Origin of the sequence: Pseudomonas azerbaijanoccidentalis (genome assembly GCF_019145495.1) — a bacterium.
Lineage (GTDB): Bacteria > Pseudomonadota > Gammaproteobacteria > Pseudomonadales > Pseudomonadaceae > Aquipseudomonas > Aquipseudomonas azerbaijanoccidentalis.
Genome location: NZ_JAHSTU010000002.1, coordinates 687,357 through 703,631, shown reverse-complemented (window position 1 = coordinate 703,631; position 16,275 = coordinate 687,357). Strand labels below are relative to the sequence as shown.

General features: G+C 59.8%; 16 protein-coding genes. 13 read left to right on the top strand and 3 right to left on the bottom strand.

The window, feature by feature from the left end:
• The first annotated feature begins 86 nt into the window (after positions 1-86).
• From KVG88_RS09785 to hisC, 10 genes are all read left to right on the top strand, one after another.
• Positions 87-896 (top strand): ATP-binding cassette domain-containing protein, encoded by an 810-nt coding sequence (locus KVG88_RS09785; RefSeq protein WP_150703637.1) that lies wholly within the window; start codon positions 87-89, stop codon positions 894-896.
• On the top strand, positions 896-1,693 hold the full coding sequence (mlaE, locus tag KVG88_RS09780) for a lipid asymmetry maintenance ABC transporter permease subunit MlaE (protein ID WP_150703638.1): 798 nt from the start codon (positions 896-898) through the stop codon (positions 1,691-1,693). The genes KVG88_RS09785 and mlaE overlap by 1 nt, the downstream gene beginning before the upstream one ends.
• The gene (gene mlaD / locus KVG88_RS09775) at positions 1,693-2,160 is read left to right on the top strand and encodes an outer membrane lipid asymmetry maintenance protein MlaD (RefSeq protein WP_046026814.1); all 468 of its coding nucleotides are present in this window, start codon (positions 1,693-1,695) and stop codon (positions 2,158-2,160) included. The genes mlaE and mlaD overlap by 1 nt, the downstream gene beginning before the upstream one ends.
• 11 nt (positions 2,161-2,171) lie before the next feature.
• On the top strand, positions 2,172-2,828 hold the full coding sequence (locus tag KVG88_RS09770; protein WP_150703639.1) for an MlaC/ttg2D family ABC transporter substrate-binding protein: 657 nt from the start codon (positions 2,172-2,174) through the stop codon (positions 2,826-2,828).
• Positions 2,825-3,130 (top strand): STAS domain-containing protein, encoded by a 306-nt coding sequence (locus KVG88_RS09765; RefSeq protein WP_217871215.1) that lies wholly within the window; start codon positions 2,825-2,827, stop codon positions 3,128-3,130. Before KVG88_RS09770 ends, KVG88_RS09765 begins: the two co-directional genes overlap by 4 nt.
• A gap of 114 nt (positions 3,131-3,244) precedes the next feature.
• Positions 3,245-3,484 (top strand): BolA family protein, encoded by a 240-nt coding sequence (locus KVG88_RS09760; protein ID WP_007912386.1) that lies wholly within the window; start codon positions 3,245-3,247, stop codon positions 3,482-3,484.
• A gap of 22 nt (positions 3,485-3,506) precedes the next feature.
• Complete coding sequence (gene murA / locus KVG88_RS09755; RefSeq protein ID WP_150703641.1) at positions 3,507-4,772, top strand: UDP-N-acetylglucosamine 1-carboxyvinyltransferase; 1,266 nt, start codon at positions 3,507-3,509, stop codon at positions 4,770-4,772.
• Between the two features lie 126 nt (positions 4,773-4,898).
• Positions 4,899-5,534, top strand: coding sequence for an ATP phosphoribosyltransferase (hisG, locus tag KVG88_RS09750; RefSeq protein ID WP_008018703.1), 636 nt, complete (start codon positions 4,899-4,901; stop codon positions 5,532-5,534).
• 127 nt (positions 5,535-5,661) lie between these two features.
• Positions 5,662-6,987, top strand: a complete 1,326-nt coding sequence (hisD, locus tag KVG88_RS09745) for a histidinol dehydrogenase (protein WP_217871214.1) — start codon at positions 5,662-5,664, stop codon at positions 6,985-6,987.
• A gap of 2 nt (positions 6,988-6,989) precedes the next feature.
• Positions 6,990-8,042, top strand: coding sequence for a histidinol-phosphate transaminase (gene hisC, locus KVG88_RS09740; protein ID WP_217871213.1), 1,053 nt, complete (start codon positions 6,990-6,992; stop codon positions 8,040-8,042).
• Between the two features lie 59 nt (positions 8,043-8,101).
• Here the strand turns inward: hisC and KVG88_RS09735 are convergent, their stop codons facing one another.
• The 3 genes from KVG88_RS09735 to algW form a co-directional block, all read right to left on the bottom strand.
• The gene (locus KVG88_RS09735) at positions 8,102-8,821 is read right to left on the bottom strand and encodes a DUF4198 domain-containing protein (protein ID WP_217871212.1); all 720 of its coding nucleotides are present in this window, start codon (positions 8,819-8,821) and stop codon (positions 8,102-8,104) included.
• A gap of 12 nt (positions 8,822-8,833) precedes the next feature.
• A complete protein-coding gene (locus KVG88_RS09730) occupies positions 8,834-10,939 on the bottom strand; it encodes a TonB-dependent siderophore receptor (protein ID WP_217871211.1) in 2,106 nt (701 codons plus the stop codon).
• Between the two features lie 130 nt (positions 10,940-11,069).
• Positions 11,070-12,230 (bottom strand): Do family serine endopeptidase AlgW, encoded by a 1,161-nt coding sequence (gene algW, locus KVG88_RS09725; RefSeq protein ID WP_150703646.1) that lies wholly within the window; start codon positions 12,228-12,230, stop codon positions 11,070-11,072.
• A gap of 103 nt (positions 12,231-12,333) precedes the next feature.
• On the opposite strand from algW, the gene KVG88_RS09720 reads away from it, so the two are divergent.
• The 3 genes from KVG88_RS09720 (at position 12,334) to cysN (ending at position 16,166) form a co-directional block, all read left to right on the top strand.
• The gene (locus KVG88_RS09720) at positions 12,334-13,092 is read left to right on the top strand and encodes a Nif3-like dinuclear metal center hexameric protein (RefSeq protein WP_217871210.1); all 759 of its coding nucleotides are present in this window, start codon (positions 12,334-12,336) and stop codon (positions 13,090-13,092) included.
• Between the two features lie 248 nt (positions 13,093-13,340).
• Positions 13,341-14,258 (top strand): sulfate adenylyltransferase subunit CysD, encoded by a 918-nt coding sequence (cysD, locus tag KVG88_RS09715; protein ID WP_150703648.1) that lies wholly within the window; start codon positions 13,341-13,343, stop codon positions 14,256-14,258.
• Positions 14,259-14,267: 9 nt separating this feature from the next.
• Positions 14,268-16,166, top strand: coding sequence for a sulfate adenylyltransferase subunit CysN (gene cysN / locus KVG88_RS09710; RefSeq protein WP_217871209.1), 1,899 nt, complete (start codon positions 14,268-14,270; stop codon positions 16,164-16,166).
• Positions 16,167-16,275: the final 109 nt, after the last annotated feature.

Here is a 16,275-nt window from a genome sequence, read left to right as displayed (position 1 = left end):
GCCGCCAGTTCGGCCCGCCCGGGAGGCATGTGCTTTCGTCAGGAAGTCAGGCGTCCGAGTGAGAGGCTGCATCGCAAGGAGTTTAGATGAGTGCCGATAACGCCTACGCGGTCGAGCTGAAGGGACTGACCTTCAAGCGCGGTGCGCGCAGCATTTTCAATAACGTCGATATCCGTATTCCCCGCGGCAAGGTCACCGGCATCATGGGACCTTCCGGGTGTGGCAAGACTACGCTGTTGCGATTGATGGGCGCCCAGTTGCGGCCTTCCAGCGGCGAAGTCTGGGTCAACGGGCAGAACCTGCCGAAGCTGTCGCGCAGCGATCTGTTCGATGCCCGCAAGCACATGGGCGTGCTGTTCCAGAGTGGCGCACTGTTTACCGATCTCGACGTGTTCGAGAACGTGGCTTTTCCACTGCGCGTTCACACCGAGCTGCCGGAAGAAATGATCCGGGATATCGTCCTGCTCAAATTACAGGCCGTGGGTTTGCGCGGCGCCATCGACCTGATGCCCGACGAACTGTCCGGTGGCATGAAGCGTCGTGTCGCGCTGGCGCGGGCGATTGCGCTTGATCCGCAAATTCTCATGTATGACGAGCCCTTCGTGGGCCAGGACCCGATCGCCATGGGCGTATTGGTGCGCCTGATCCGCCTGCTCAACGATGCCTTGGGGATCACCAGTATCGTGGTGTCCCACGACCTGGCCGAAACCGCGAGCATTGCCGACTACATCTATGTGGTGGGCGACGGGCAGGTGTTGGGGCAGGGCACGCCGGACGAGCTGATGAACTCGGACGAGCCGCGCATCCGTCAATTCATGACCGGCGAACCCGATGGCCCGGTCGCGTACCACTTTCCAGCGACGGATTACCGCGCAGATCTTCTGGGGAAGCGCTGATGCGCAAGATTTCACTATTAGAACGAGTGCGCCGGTTCGGCCACGCCGGCATCGATGTGCTGGCGGTGTTCGGGCGTTCGACGCTGTTCCTGTTTCACGCATTGTTGGGCCGCGGCGGTATCGGCGGTGGCTTCGGTTTGCTGGTCAAGCAGCTGCATTCGGTGGGCGTGATGTCCCTGGTGATCATTGTGGTCTCCGGGGTATTCATCGGTATGGTGCTGGCGCTGCAAGGCTTCAACATCCTGTCCAGCTACGGCTCGGAGCAGGCGGTCGGGCAGATGGTCGCGCTGACACTGTTGCGTGAACTGGGTCCTGTGGTGACGGCATTGCTGTTTGCCGGACGTGCCGGTTCGGCGCTGACCGCCGAAATCGGCAACATGAAGTCCACCGAACAGCTTTCCAGCCTGGAAATGATTGGTGTCGACCCGCTCAAATACATCATTGCCCCGCGCCTTTGGGCCGGCTTCATTTCCCTGCCAGTGCTGGCGATGATTTTCAGCGTGGTCGGTATCTGGGGCGGTTCGTGGGTGGCTGTCGACTGGCTCGGGGTCTATGAAGGCTCCTACTGGTCGAACATGCAAAACAGCGTGACCTTCGCCGACGATGTGCTCAACGGCATCATCAAAAGCATCGTCTTTGCCTTCGTTGTGACCTGGATCGCCGTATTCCAAGGCTATGACTGCGAGCCCACTTCCGAGGGGATCAGTCGTGCCACTACCAAGACCGTGGTGTATGCCTCTTTGGCAGTGCTCGGCCTGGACTTTATTCTGACCGCCTTGATGTTTGGAGATTTCTGATGCAAAACCGCACCCTGGAAATCGGTGTCGGCCTTTTCTTGCTGGCTGGCATCCTGGCTTTGTTGCTGCTGGCACTGCGGGTCAGTGGCCTGTCCCCGAGCCCGAGCACCGACACCTATAAACTTTATGCGTATTTCGACAATATCGCCGGTTTGACGGTCAGAGCTAAAGTGACCATGGCCGGTGTGACCATCGGCAAGGTCACAGCGATTGATCTGGACCGCGACAGTTTCACCGGTCGAGTGACCATGCAGCTGGAAAAGCGCGTAGATAACCTGCCGGCTGACTCCACTGCATCTATCCTGACTGCTGGCCTGTTGGGCGAGAAGTACATCGGTATCAGCGTGGGCGGGGAAGAAGCCCTGCTCAAGGATGGCGGGACCATCCATGACACCCAGTCGTCGCTGGTGCTCGAGGACCTGATCGGTAAGTTCCTACTCAACACCGTTAGCAAAGACGCCAAATGAGGAATTTGTAAATGATCTCTACCTTGCGACGTGGCCTGTTGGTATTACTCGCGGCCTTGCCGTTGATGGCTAACGCCGTGGCGGCGCCTACTTCCGCGCACGAACTGGTACAGGACACCACCAACCGGATGCTGGCCGATCTGGCAGCCAATAAAGAAAAGTACAAACAAGACCCGGCTGACTTTTATGCCGCGCTGAATAGCATCGTCGGGCCGGTCGTTGATGCCGAGGGCATCTCCAAGAGCATCATGACGGTCAAGTACTCGCGCAAAGCCACCCCGGCGCAGATGAAAACCTTTGAAGAGAACTTCAAGAGGGGTCTGTTCCAGTTCTATGGCAACGCCTTGCTCGAATACAACAACCAGGGCATTACCGTTGAGCCGGCCAAGGACGAGTCGGGCGACCGCACCAGCGTCGGCATGACCGTCAAGGGCAGCAGTGGCGCGATCTATCCTGTGTCCTACACGCTTGAAAAGATCAATGGTGAGTGGAAACTACGCAACGTCATCATCAACGGTATCAACATCGGCAAGCTGTTCCGTGATCAGTTCGCTGATGCAATGCAGCGCAATGGCAACGACCTGGACAAGACCATCAATGGTTGGGCCGGGGAAGTCGCCAAGGCCAAGGAAACCGCTGAGCAATCTCCTGAGAAGCAAGCTCAATGAGTGAGACGGCAGTCCGGATGGACGAAACCGGCGAGCTGCGGCTCAGCGGCGTGCTGGACTACCGCACCGGCCCTGGCCTGCGCAAGCAGGGTCAGGCGCTGATCAACGCCAGCAAGGCGGCGGCCGTGGTCGTCGATTGTTCGGCGGTAGAGAAGTCCAGCAGCGTCGGTTTGTCGTTGCTGCTGTGCTTCATGCGCGATGCACAAGCCGCCGGCAAGGCGCTGAGCATCCGCGCAATGCCGGAAGACATGCGTGAAATCGCTCAGGTCAGTGAGCTGACCGAGTTGTTGGCGCATCCCTAACTCGCATCTATAAAGAAGCCCCCCGTCAGAGTCCTGCTCCGCGGGGTTCGCAGGCGCGGGGCTTTTTTGTATGATGTCCGACCCGCGCGCACAGGGCGCCGATTGAGGTTGAGCATGCAGGCCGTAGAAGTGAAGAGCTTCCTAGAAGGAAAGCTGCCCGGAACGTTGGTAGAAGTTGAGGGCGAAGGCTGCAATTTCCAGCTGAACGTGATTAGCGATGAACTGGCGGCGTTGAGCCCGGTGAAGCGTCAGCAGCAGATCTATGCCCATTTGAACCCATGGATCACCGATGGCAGCATCCATGCGGTCACTATGAAATTTTTCAGCAGCGCGGCCTGGGCCGAGCGCACCTGAGCCCAAGGGCGTCGAGATTCTTATGGATAAATTGATTATTACTGGCGGTGCTCGTCTTGATGGCGAAATCCGCATCTCCGGGGCAAAGAACTCTGCCTTGCCGATCCTGGCAGCCACGCTGCTGTGCGATGGCCCGGTCACCGTTGCCAACCTGCCGCACCTGCACGACATCACCACCATGATCGAGCTGTTCGGTCGCATGGGCATCGAGCCGGTGATCGACGAGAAGTTGGCCGTTGAAATCGACCCGCGCACCATCAAGACCCTGATCGCTCCGTACGAACTGGTCAAGACCATGCGTGCGTCGATCCTGGTACTGGGCCCAATGGTTGCCCGCTTCGGTGAAGCCGAAGTTGCCCTGCCTGGCGGTTGCGCCATCGGCTCGCGTCCGGTTGACCTGCACATCCGTGGCCTGGAAGCCATGGGCGCGGTCATCGACGTTGAAGGCGGCTACATCAAGGCCAAGGCGCCTGAAGGCGGCCTGCGCGGTGCGCACTTCTTCTTCGATACTGTCAGCGTAACCGGTACCGAGAACATCATGATGGCCGCTGCCCTGGCCAAGGGCCGCAGCGTTCTGGCCAACGCCGCTCGCGAACCTGAAGTGGTCGACCTGGCGAACTTCCTGAACGCCATGGGCGCCAAGGTTTCCGGCGCGGGTACCGACACCATCACCATCGATGGCGTCGAGCGTCTGCACACCACCACTTACAAGGTGATGCCGGACCGTATCGAAACCGGTACCTATCTGGTGGCCGCTGCCGTGACCGGCGGACGTGTGAAGGTCAAGGACACTGATCCGACCATCCTCGAAGCCGTGTTGGAAAAGCTTCGTGAAGCCGGTGCTGAAATCACCTGCGGCGACGACTGGATCGAGCTGAACATGCACGGCAAACGGCCAAAAGCCGTCAACGTGCGCACCGCTCCGTACCCGGCGTTCCCGACTGACATGCAGGCGCAGTTCATCTCCCTCAACGCCATTGCCGAAGGCACGGGCGCCGTGATCGAGACGATCTTCGAAAACCGCTTCATGCACGTTTACGAACTGCACCGCATGGGTGCCAAGATCCAGGTCGAAGGCAACACCGCCATCGTCACCGGCACCGAAAAACTCAAGGGCGCGCCAGTCATGGCGACCGACTTGCGTGCTTCGGCCAGCCTGGTCATTTCGGCATTGATCGCCGAAGGCGACACCCTCATCGACCGCATCTACCACATCGACCGTGGTTACGAGTGCATCGAAGAGAAGTTGCAGATGCTGGGCGCCAAGATCCGTCGCGTTCCGGGCTAGTGTCTGCTGCATGGGCATAAGGACATGCCCGTTGAATTGTTGAAGTCGAGCCGGTTTCCGGCTCGATGTGTGTCCGGCGCCATTTGCGACCGGGCATGAGTACCTTGATAAGGACTGACGTTTCCCATGTTGACCATCGCACTGTCCAAGGGCCGCATCCTTGACGACACCCTGCCGCTTCTGGCTGAAGCGGGCATCGTGCCGACCGAGAATCCGGACAAGAGCCGCAAGCTGATCATTCCCACGACCCAGGAAGATGTACGCCTGCTGATCGTGCGTGCCACCGACGTGCCGACCTATGTCGAGCATGGTGCCGCCGACCTCGGTGTCGCCGGTAAAGACGTGCTGATGGAATACGGCGGCCAGGGCTTGTACGAGCCGCTGGACCTGCAAATTGCCCAGTGCAAGCTGATGACCGCTGGCAAAGTCGGCGCGGTCGAGCCCAAGGGCCGCCTGCGCATCGCCACCAAATTCGTCAACGTTGCCAAGCGTTACTACGCCGAACAAGGTCGTCAGGTCGACATCATCAAGCTGTACGGCTCGATGGAGCTGGCACCGCTGATCGGTCTGGCCGACAAAATCATCGACGTGGTCGACACCGGCAACACGCTGCGGGCCAACGGCCTGGAGCCACAGGATTTCATTGCTGCCATCAGCTCCCGGCTGATCGTCAACAAAGCTTCGATGAAAATGCAGCACGCCCGTATCCAGGCGTTGATCGACACCCTGCGCAAGGCAGTGGAGTCTCGACACCGCGGCTGATTCACCTGCGCGCCCATAAGGCGCGCCCGTCTATCCGCCTCATAGCCAGAATTCTCAGGTGCCCAAGCGGAAACGACTGCTAAGTTAGGGCGCCTGAGTTTTTTGCCAATCCTATGAGGCTCTCGCTATGACCGCACCGACTGCAATTCGCCGACTCAACGCTGCTGACCCGGATTTCGCGCATCATCTGGATCATCTGCTGAGCTGGGAAAGTGTGTCTGACGACTCGGTCAATCAGCGGGTGCTGGACATCATCAAGGCTGTACGTGAGCGTGGCGACGCGGCGCTGGTGGATTTCACCCGCCAGTTCGACGGACTGGACGTGAAGTCCATGGCCGACCTGATCCTGCCACGCGAACGTCTGGAACTGGCGCTGACCCGCATTTCCGTTGCGCAACGTGAAGCGCTGGAAGTCGCCGCTGCCCGAGTGCGCAGCTACCACGAAAAACAGAAGCAGGATTCCTGGAGCTACACCGAGGCCGACGGCACCGTGCTGGGCCAGAAAGTTACGCCGCTGGACCGTGCCGGCCTGTACGTACCGGGCGGCAAGGCGTCGTATCCGTCCTCGGTGCTGATGAACGCGATTCCGGCCAAGGTGGCCGGCGTGACCGAAGTGGTCATGGTGGTGCCGACCCCGCGCGGTGAAATCAACGAACTGGTGTTGGCCGCTGCCTGCATCGCCGGCGTCGACCGCGTGTTCACCATCGGTGGTGCTCAGGCCGTTGCGGCGCTGGCCTACGGTACCGAAAGCGTACCCAAGGTCGATAAAGTCGTCGGCCCGGGCAACATCTATGTCGCCACCGCCAAGCGCCACGTGTTTGGCCAGGTGGGTATCGACATGATTGCCGGTCCATCGGAAATTCTCGTGGTGTGCGACGGCCAGACCGATCCGGACTGGATCGCCATGGACCTGTTCTCCCAAGCCGAACACGACGAAGATGCCCAGGCGATTCTGGTCAGCCCGGACGCCGAATTCCTCGACAAGGTAGCCGCCAGCATCGCCAAGCTGATGCCGACCATGGAACGCGCCGCGATCATCGAAACCTCGATCAATGGCCGTGGCGCGTTGATCAAGGTGCGCGACATGGACCAAGCCATCGAAGTGGCCAACCGCATCGCGCCGGAGCACCTGGAGTTGTCGGTTGCCGATCCGCAAGCGTGGCTGCCGCAGATCCGCCACGCCGGTGCAATTTTCATGGGCCGTCACACGTCCGAAGCGCTGGGCGACTACTGCGCCGGCCCGAACCACGTGTTGCCGACTTCCGGCACCGCGCGTTTCTCTTCGCCGTTGGGTGTGTACGACTTCCAGAAACGCTCGTCGATCATTTTCTGTTCCGAACAGGGGGCGTCCGTGCTGGGCAAGACCGCTTCCGTGCTGGCCCGTGGCGAGTCGCTGACCGCTCACGCTCGCAGCGCTGAATACCGTATCGTCGACGAACAAAAGGGAAACTGAACATGAGTAAATTCTGGAGCCCGTTCGTCAAGAATCTGGTGCCTTACGTACCGGGCGAACAGCCGAAACTGGCAAAACTGGTGAAGCTCAACACCAACGAAAACCCGTACGGTCCATCGCCAAAAGCCTTGGCTGCGATGCAGGCCGAACTCAATGACAACCTGCGCCTGTACCCCGATCCGAACAGCGATTTGCTGAAGAACGCGGTCGCCAAGTACTTCGGCGTGCAGAGCAACCAGGTGTTCCTCGGCAACGGTTCGGATGAAGTGCTGGCGCACATCTTCCACGGTTTGCTGCAACACGATCAGCCGCTGCTGTTCCCGGACATCAGCTACAGCTTCTACCCGGTCTACTGTGGGTTGTACGGCATCAAGTTCGACGCGGTGCCGCTGGACGAGCAGTTCCAGATCAACCCGGCGGACTACGCCAAGCCGAACGGCGGGATCATCTTCCCTAACCCGAACGCACCGACTGGTTGCCTGCTGGCACTGGAAGCGGTCGAGCAGATTCTCAAGGCGAACCCGAATTCGGTGGTGGTGGTCGACGAGGCTTACATCGACTTCGGCGGTGAAACCGCAATTGCGCTGGTGGACCGTTATCCAAACCTGCTGGTGACCCAGACCCTGTCCAAGTCGCGTTCCCTGGCGGGCCTGCGGGTTGGCTTTGCGGTGGGCCATCCGGACCTGATCGAGGCGCTGGAGCGGATCAAGAACAGCTTCAACTCCTATCCGCTGGATCGCATGGCGAATGCCGGCGCTGCTGCGGCGTTCGAGGATCGTGAGTATTTCGACAAGACTTGCCGCCTGGTGATCGACAATCGTGAGAAGGTCGTTGCACAGCTGCAAGAGAAGGGTTTTGAAGTGCTGCCATCGGCGGCGAACTTCATTTTTGCCCGTCACCCCCGGCACGATGCGGCGGGCCTGGCGGCGAAGTTGCGTGAACAAGGCGTGATCGTTCGGCACTTCAAGCAGGAGCGAATTGCGCAGTTCCTGAGGATTTCCATCGGCACGCCAGAGCAGAATCAGGCGCTGATCGACGGCCTCGGCGATCTCTAAACCACCGCTGACACTGTAGGCGCCGGCAAGCCGGCTCCTACAGTGTTTTGTGGCGTGGCTTACTCGTGATGCGGCTCGCCGAGGAATGTCAGCGAGCTGAACAACCCGCGACTGTTTACATCAGCGCTGTCCTCCACCGGCACTTCCACCTGCGCCGAAATCACATTCAACCCTTCATTGCGCACCAGCACTTTTGCGCGGCCATTGGCATCGGTTTCGGTGCTCAGGGTATTCGGTGCATTCCGATAGTCACCCACCAGCTTCACGCCCGCCGCCGGTTTGCCATCGAGCAACACCTGGACGGGTAGCGACTCGCCCGGCCCTACGGTCAGCGGATCGACCTCCGGTAGAATCAGCAACTTTATTTGATCCAGCTTGGGCAACTTTGCGCCCGGCTGGTAAATCGCCAGGCTGTATTTGAAGGTCTGGGTCGCCTCGATGGCACCCGGCACCTTGCTGCGTCCTTCGTTGATCCACTTCTTGTCGGCAGTCTGCGACCACATGCCGTTGTCCAGAGCGACCGCGAGCACCGCAGGCGACTTCAACGGTTTCAGGCGCGCGTGATCAGCCAGGCGCTGCACCGTGACCGGGATCATTTTGCCGTTGGCGTCATAGGCCCAGGCGCCGCTGATTTTTTGTGCCTTGAACGCGTTGTCTTCGGCACCGTGGCCATAGATCACTTCGATGTTGCCGCGTCGTTGCTCGGTCCACAGGCCATGGGCCGAGACCTCGGTGGCAAACAGCAAGCCGAGCAATGCCAGGGGTTTGAGAGGGTGCATGGGGACGTCCTTTTACAGAGTGAGTGTCAGGCTGACTGTGAAGTTTCGCGGCTCGCCGGGGTTGACCCAGTAGTTGCTGTAGGAGCGCTCGAAGTATTTCTCGTCGAAAAGGTTGTTCAGGTTCAGGCCCACGGTGACGTTGTCGCTGGCCTTGTAATGGGCCAGCAAATCGACGGTGTGGTACGCGGATAACTCAAAGTCACTGCCGGATTCGCCTGAGCGATCACCGACATAGGTGAACGCGGCGCCCACGTCCGAGCCGCGCAGTCGGCCGTCCTGAAATTCATAAACCCCCAGCAGGCTGCCACTGCGTTTGGCCACGCCGAGAATGCGGCTGCCGGTGGGAATGACCTTGTCGCCTTGTGTCACTTCGGCGTCGATATAGGCGAAGGCGCCGATCACGCGAACCGCGTCGGTGACTTGCCCGGTGACTTGCAGATCGAAACCCTGGCTGCGCGCCTTGCCCATGGCGCGGCTGGTGTCGGTACCCGGGTCGAGGGCGAGGACGTTTTCCTTTTCGATATGGAAAGCGGCGAGGGTGCTGCTCAAGCGATCATCAAACAGTTCGCTCTTGATCCCGATTTCATAGCCAACGCCTTCTTCCGGGTCGAAGGATTTACCGGCCGCGTCCAGGCCATTGTTCGGTTTGAACGAGGTCGAGGCATTGGCGAACACGCCGACTTGCGGCGTCAGTTGATACAGCAAACCGGCGCGCTGGGTCAGGGCGTCGTGACGCTGGCGAGCGGTGGCGTCGCGGGTGTGATCATCGATGTGTTGCTCGAAGTGTTCGAAGCGGACACCGAGCATGCCCCGCAGCTTGTCGGTGAAGATGATCTGGTCCTGCAGATTCAGCGCATGGCTTTCAACATGTTCAAAGAAGTCCGTACCGGAGCGCGCGCCGTTGGGTTTTGGCTGGCCGTAGACCGGTTGGTATATGTCGATGGGGTAGGGGCTGCCGGCAATGGTCGTGACCCGTTCGTTCTTGCGGTAGTTCTCGTATTCGCTGCCAACCAGCAGTTCGTGTTGCCAGGTGCCAGTGTCGAAAAAGCCTCGCAGTTCGAGTTGGGTAATGCTGTCGTGCCAATCGTTGTCACGCTCGCGGTAACGACGGTTGACGGTATGGCCATCGGCATTCAGCGGGCGTGACTCGGAAGCGAATCCCCACAATTTGCCTTCCTTGTAATGGCTGGCCAGGCGCACTTTCCAGGTGTCGTTGAGCTGATGTTCAAGCGCGGCTTGCAGCATATTGTTGTGGTTGTCGATGTCGCCATCGTCAGGTTCGCCGAGGAACGTCGAACGGGAGACGCCGCTCCAGGTGTTATTGGGGGCGACGATGCCGCGATCGAACGTCGAGCTGTGGCGAACGAACTCGCTTTCCACCAGCAGGCTGGTGTCCGGGTTCAGTTGCCAGCTGAAGGAGGGCGCAACGAAGACTCGCTGGCTGTCGACGTGATCGCGGAAGCTGTGGTTGTCCTCGACGGCGAGGTTGACCCGCGACAGCACGTTGCCGTCGTCATCCAGCGGTGTGTTGACGTCCAGCGCGGTGCGGTAGCGATCCCAACTGCCCGCACTGGTCTGCAAGGTCGCGAAGGCTTCTGGCTGCGGCTTCTTGGTGACGATGTTCACCGTGCCGCCCGGATCACCTCGGCCATAAAGGCTGGCGGCGGGGCCTTTGAGGACTTCGATTCGCTCGATGTTCGACACGTCCGGCGTGCTCGGGTAACCACGGTTGGCGCTGAAACCGTCCTTGTAGAATTCCGAAGTGGTGAAGCCACGCACGCTGTATTCGTAAAGCGTCAGGCCACCGAAGTTGTTCTGTTTCGAAACGCCGCCGGCAAAGTCCAGCGCACGCTCGACGCTGGTGCTCCCCAGATCGTTGAGCACGCTGACGGGGATCACGCTGATCGATTGCGGGATGTCACGAATGGCAGTGTCGGTTTTGGTCGCGCTGGCGGAGCGGGTAGCGCGGTAGCCATCGACCGGGCCGGTGGGGGATTCGTAATCGGAAGTGACGCTGATGGCGTCCAGTTGCAGCGCTTGGGATTCTTCGGCAATGGCCGGTTCGCCCAACAACCCAAGGGCAAGACTTGCCACGGAGGCCTTTATTCGAGACGACATGTTATGTTGTTCCAATTGCTAGAATTGAAACAATATAACATGCCTAATGAGAATGTCTGCTGTTAACGATTTTAGTTTTGAGAAGCTGCCGATGCCGCTAAAAGATCGCAGCCTGCGGCAGCCCCTACAGTCAGTCTTCTTCTTTTTCCTTGACCGGCGCTGGCGGTGGACGGAGCCCGATTTCCGCCGTGAGCTTGATCTCTTTGCCGTTGCGCATGACCTGAATCGTGACCTTGTCGGTCGGTTTGATCCGCGCGACCTGGTTCATCGAGCGCCGCCCGTCACCGGCCGGTTCGCCGTCGATGGCGAGTATCACGTCGCCCAGTTGCAGGCCGGCCTTCTGTGCCGGGCCGTCACGGAAAATCCCGGCCACAACGATGCCTGGACGCCCCGACAGCCCGAAGGATTCCGCCAGTTCCTGGGTCAACGGCTGCACTTCGATGCCCAACCAGCCACGAATCACCTGGCCGTGCTCGATGATCGACTTCATCACTTCCATCGCCAGCTTTACCGGGATCGCAAAACCGATGCCCTGGGAGCCGCCGGACTTGGAGAAAATCGCCGTGTTGATGCCGGTCAGATTGCCGGTGGCGTCCACCAGCGCACCGCCGGAGTTGCCGGGGTTGATCGCGGCATCGGTCTGGATGAAGTCTTCGTAGTTGTTCAGGCCCAGTTGATTGCGCCCGGTGGCACTGATGATGCCCATGGTCACGGTCTGGCCGACGCCGAACGGGTTGCCGATGGCCAGCGCGACGTCGCCGATGCGGATGTTGTCGGAACGGCCCACGGTGATCGACGGCAGGTTCTTCAAATCGATTTTCAGCACCGCGAGGTCGGTTTCCGGGTCGCTGCCGATCACGCGGGCCAGGGTTTCACGACCGTCCTTGAGCGCCACCACGATCTGGTCGGCGCCGCTGGTCACGTGGTTGTTGGTCAGGATGTAACCTTCCGGGCTCATGATCACGCCGGAACCGAGGCTCGATTCCATGCGTTTCTGCTTGGGCGAGTTGTCGCCGAAGAAACGGCGGAACTGCGGATCCTCGAACAGCGGATGGCTGGGTTTGTTGATGACTTTGGTGGTGTACAGGTTCACCACCGATGGCGCGGCAGTGGTGACCGCGTCGGAGTAGGAGACCGGACCTTCCTTCATGCTGGTGGTTTGCGGCGCTTGTTGCAGGTTGACGTCGAGGCTTGGAAGCCCGACCCACTGCGGGTAACGCTGGATGATTAACAGTGCGACAAGCACGCCGGCCAACAGCGGCCAGCCGGAAAAACGCAGCGCCTTGAGCATTAAGCACGTCCTGAGAGAGTTGCAGGCGGAATGATACCGCTCATAATGACGCGCATTATACGAGGCCGCGCGTGCCTCTGAACGGGATATTTAGGAGTCTTTTATGGCCGTCGCCCTGAGCACCCTGGTCGAAGAAGCCGACCGTTACCTTGGCAGTTCGAAAATTGCCGATTATTGCCCCAATGGTTTGCAGGTCGAGGGCCGGCCGCAGGTGATGCGCATCGTCAGTGGGGTCACGGCCAGTCAGGCCTTGCTCGATGCCGCCGTCGAGGCCAATGCCGATCTGGTGCTGGTGCATCACGGTTACTTCTGGAAGGGCGAAAACCCTTGCATCACCGGCATGAAACAACGGCGCTTGAAGACCTTGCTCAAGCACGACATCAGTCTGTTGTCTTATCACTTGCCGCTGGACCTGCACCCGGACGTCGGCAACAACGTGCAGTTGGCGCGTCAGCTCGACATTACTGTCGAAGGCCCGCTGGACCCCGACAACCTGAAAATCGTCGGCCTGGTTGGCTCGCTGAACGAACCGGTGACCCCTCGCGACTTTGCCCGCCGTGTGCAGGAAGTCATGGGGCGTGAACCGCTGCTGATTGAAGGCAGCAACATGATCCGCCGCGTGGGCTGGTGCACCGGCGGTGGCCAGGGCTATATCGATCAAGCGGTGTTGGCGGGTGTCGACCTGTACCTCAGCGGTGAAGCGTCGGAGCAAACCTTCCACAGCGCCCGGGAAAACGACATCAGCTTCATCGCCGCCGGTCACCACGCGACCGAGCGCTATGGCGTTCAGGCACTGGGCGATTACCTGGCGAAGCGGTTTGCCCTTGAGCACATCTTCATCGATTGCCCGAACCCGATCTGACTCCGCCCGCAATGTGATCGCTTCCGTAGGAGCTGCCGAAGGCTGCGATCTTTTGATCTTGAATAATCAACGTCAAAAGATCGCAGCCTTCGGCAGCTCCTACGCAGGGTGGGCAGCCCAAACGAGCGGGCATATTCATATGCTCTTTCGATCTAGTTGGCGTCCTGATTAGAAGAGGTCGCTGTGCTAGGATTCCCCGCTCGAACACGGCCCGCTGGCCGTTCATAAGAAAGATTTCGTGAGTAGCCATGGTCGACAAACTGACGCATCTGAAACAGCTGGAGGCGGAAAGCATCCACATCATCCGCGAGGTGGCCGCCGAGTTCGATAACCCGGTGATGCTGTACTCCATCGGTAAAGACTCCGCCGTGATGCTGCACCTGGCACGCAAGGCATTTTTCCCCGGCAAACTGCCATTCCCGGTGATGCACGTCGACACGCGCTGGAAATTCCAGGAGATGTACAGCTTCCGCGACAAGATGGTTGCCGAGCTGGGCCTGGACCTGATCACCCACATTAACCCGGACGGCGTGGCGCAGAACATCAACCCGTTCACCCACGGCAGCGCCAAGCACACCGACATCATGAAAACCGAAGGCCTGAAGCAGGCACTCGACAAGCATGGTTTCGACGCAGCATTCGGCGGCGCCCGTCGCGATGAAGAGAAATCCCGCGCCAAAGAGCGCGTGTACTCGTTCCGCGACAGCAAGCACCGCTGGGACCCGAAAAACCAGCGTCCTGAACTGTGGAACGTCTACAACGGCAAGGTCAACAAAGGCGAATCCATTCGTGTGTTCCCGCTGTCGAACTGGACCGAACTGGACATCTGGCAGTACATCTATCTGGAAGGCATCCCGATCGTCCCGCTGTACTTCGCCGCCGAGCGTGAAGTCATCGAGAAAAACGGCACGCTGATCATGATCGACGACGAGCGCATCCTCGAACACCTGAGCGATGAAGACAAAGCCCGCATCGTCAAAAAGAAAGTGCGTTTCCGTACCCTTGGCTGCTACCCGTTGACGGGCGCGGTGGAGTCCGAGGCCGAAAGCCTAACGGACATCATTCAGGAAATGCTCCTGACGCGAACTTCCGAGCGCCAGGGCCGTGTCATCGACCACGATGGCGCCGGCTCCATGGAAGACAAAAAACGTCAGGGTTATTTCTAAGGGGTTGTCATGTCGCACCAATCTGATTTGATCAGCGAGGACATCCTCGCCTATCTGGGCCAGCACGAACGTAAAGAACTGCTGCGCTTTTTGACCTGCGGTAACGTCGATGACGGCAAGAGCACCCTGATCGGGCGCCTGCTGCACGACTCCAAGATGATCTACGAAGATCACCTGGAAGCGATTACCCGCGACTCGAAAAAAGTCGGCACCACCGGTGAAGACATCGACCTGGCGTTGCTGGTTGATGGCTTGCAGGCCGAGCGTGAACAAGGCATCACCATCGATGTCGCGTACCGCTATTTCTCTACCGCCAAGCGTAAATTCATCATCGCCGATACCCCCGGCCATGAGCAGTACACCCGCAACATGGCCACCGGTGCCTCCACCTGTGACCTGGCGATCATCCTGGTCGACGCCCGTTACGGCGTGCAGACCCAGACCCGTCGCCACAGCTTCATCGCCTCGTTGCTGGGCATCAAGCACATCGTCGTCGCCATCAACAAGATGGACCTCAAGGACTTTGACCAGGGCGTGTTCGAGTCGATCAAGGCCGACTACCTGAAGTTCGCCGAAGGCTTGAAGTTGAAGCCGACCAGCATGCACTTCGTGCCGATGTCTGCCCTGAAAGGCGACAACGTGGTGAACAAGTCCGAGCGCTCGCCGTGGTACACCGGGCAGTCGCTGATGGAAATTCTCGAGACCGTGGAAGTGGCGGGCGATCGCAACTTCACCGACTTGCGGTTCCCGGTGCAGTACGTCAACCGTCCGAACCTGAACTTCCGTGGTTTCGCCGGCACTTTGGCCAGCGGCATCGTCAAGAAAGGCGACGAGGTTGTGGTCCTGCCGTCGGGCAAGAGCAGCCGTGTGAAATCCATCGTCACCTTCGAAGGTGAGCTGGAGCACGCCGGTCCTGGTCAGGCTGTCACGCTGACCATGGAAGACGAGATCGACATCTCCCGTGGCGACCTGTTGGTGCATGCCGACAACGTGCCACCGGTGACCGACAGCTTCGAAGCGATGCTGGTGTGGATGGCTGAAGAGCCGATGCTGCCGGGCAAGAAATACGACATCAAGCGCGCCACCAGTTACGTGCCGGGCTCCATCGCCAGCATCGTCAACAAGGTCGACGTCAACACGCTTGAAGAAGGCCCGGCCAGCGCGTTGCAGCTGAACGAAATCGGCAAGGTCAAGATCGCGCTCGATGCGCCGATTGCCCTCGACGGTTACGACAGCAACCGCACCACCGGCGCGTTCATCATCATCGACCGCCTGACCAACGGCACCGTTGGCGCCGGCATGATCGTCGCCCAGCCGTTGGCCCATGGCACCAGCACCCACCATGGCAAACTGGCCCACGTTGCCACCGAAGAACGCGCCCAGCGCTTCGGCCAGCAGCCGGCCACCGTGTTGTTCAGCGGCTTGTCGGGCGCTGGCAAAAGTACGCTGGCGTACGCGGTTGAGCGCAAGTTGTTCGACCTGGGTCGTGCCGTGTTTGTACTCGATGGCCAGAACCTGCGTCACGACCTGAACAAAGGTCTGCCACAGGATCGCGCCGGACGTACCGAGAACTGGCGTCGTGCGGCGCACGTTGCGCGTCAGTTCAACGAAGCGGGTCTGCTGACTCTGGCAGCGTTCGTTGCGCCGAGTGCTGAAGGTCGTGAACAGGCCAAGGACCTGATCGGCAAGGAGCGTCTGCTGACGGTTTACGTCCAGGCCTCGCCGACTGTCTGCGCCGAGCGTGATCCACAAGGCCTGTACGCGGCAGCCGGGGATAACATCCCGGGCGAGTCCTTCCCGTACGACGTGCCGCTCGATGCCGATCTGGTGATCGACACCCAGGCCGTTACGCTGGAAGAAGGCGTCAAGCAAGTGCTGGATCTGCTGCGCAAGCGTGGCGCGATCTAAGGCTTAGCCGTTAATGAAAAACCCGCCGATGAGTGATCATCCGGCGGGTTTTTTTGTTTCTATCAGATCGTCAAAAGATCGCAGCCTTCGGCAGCTCCTACGGGATGAA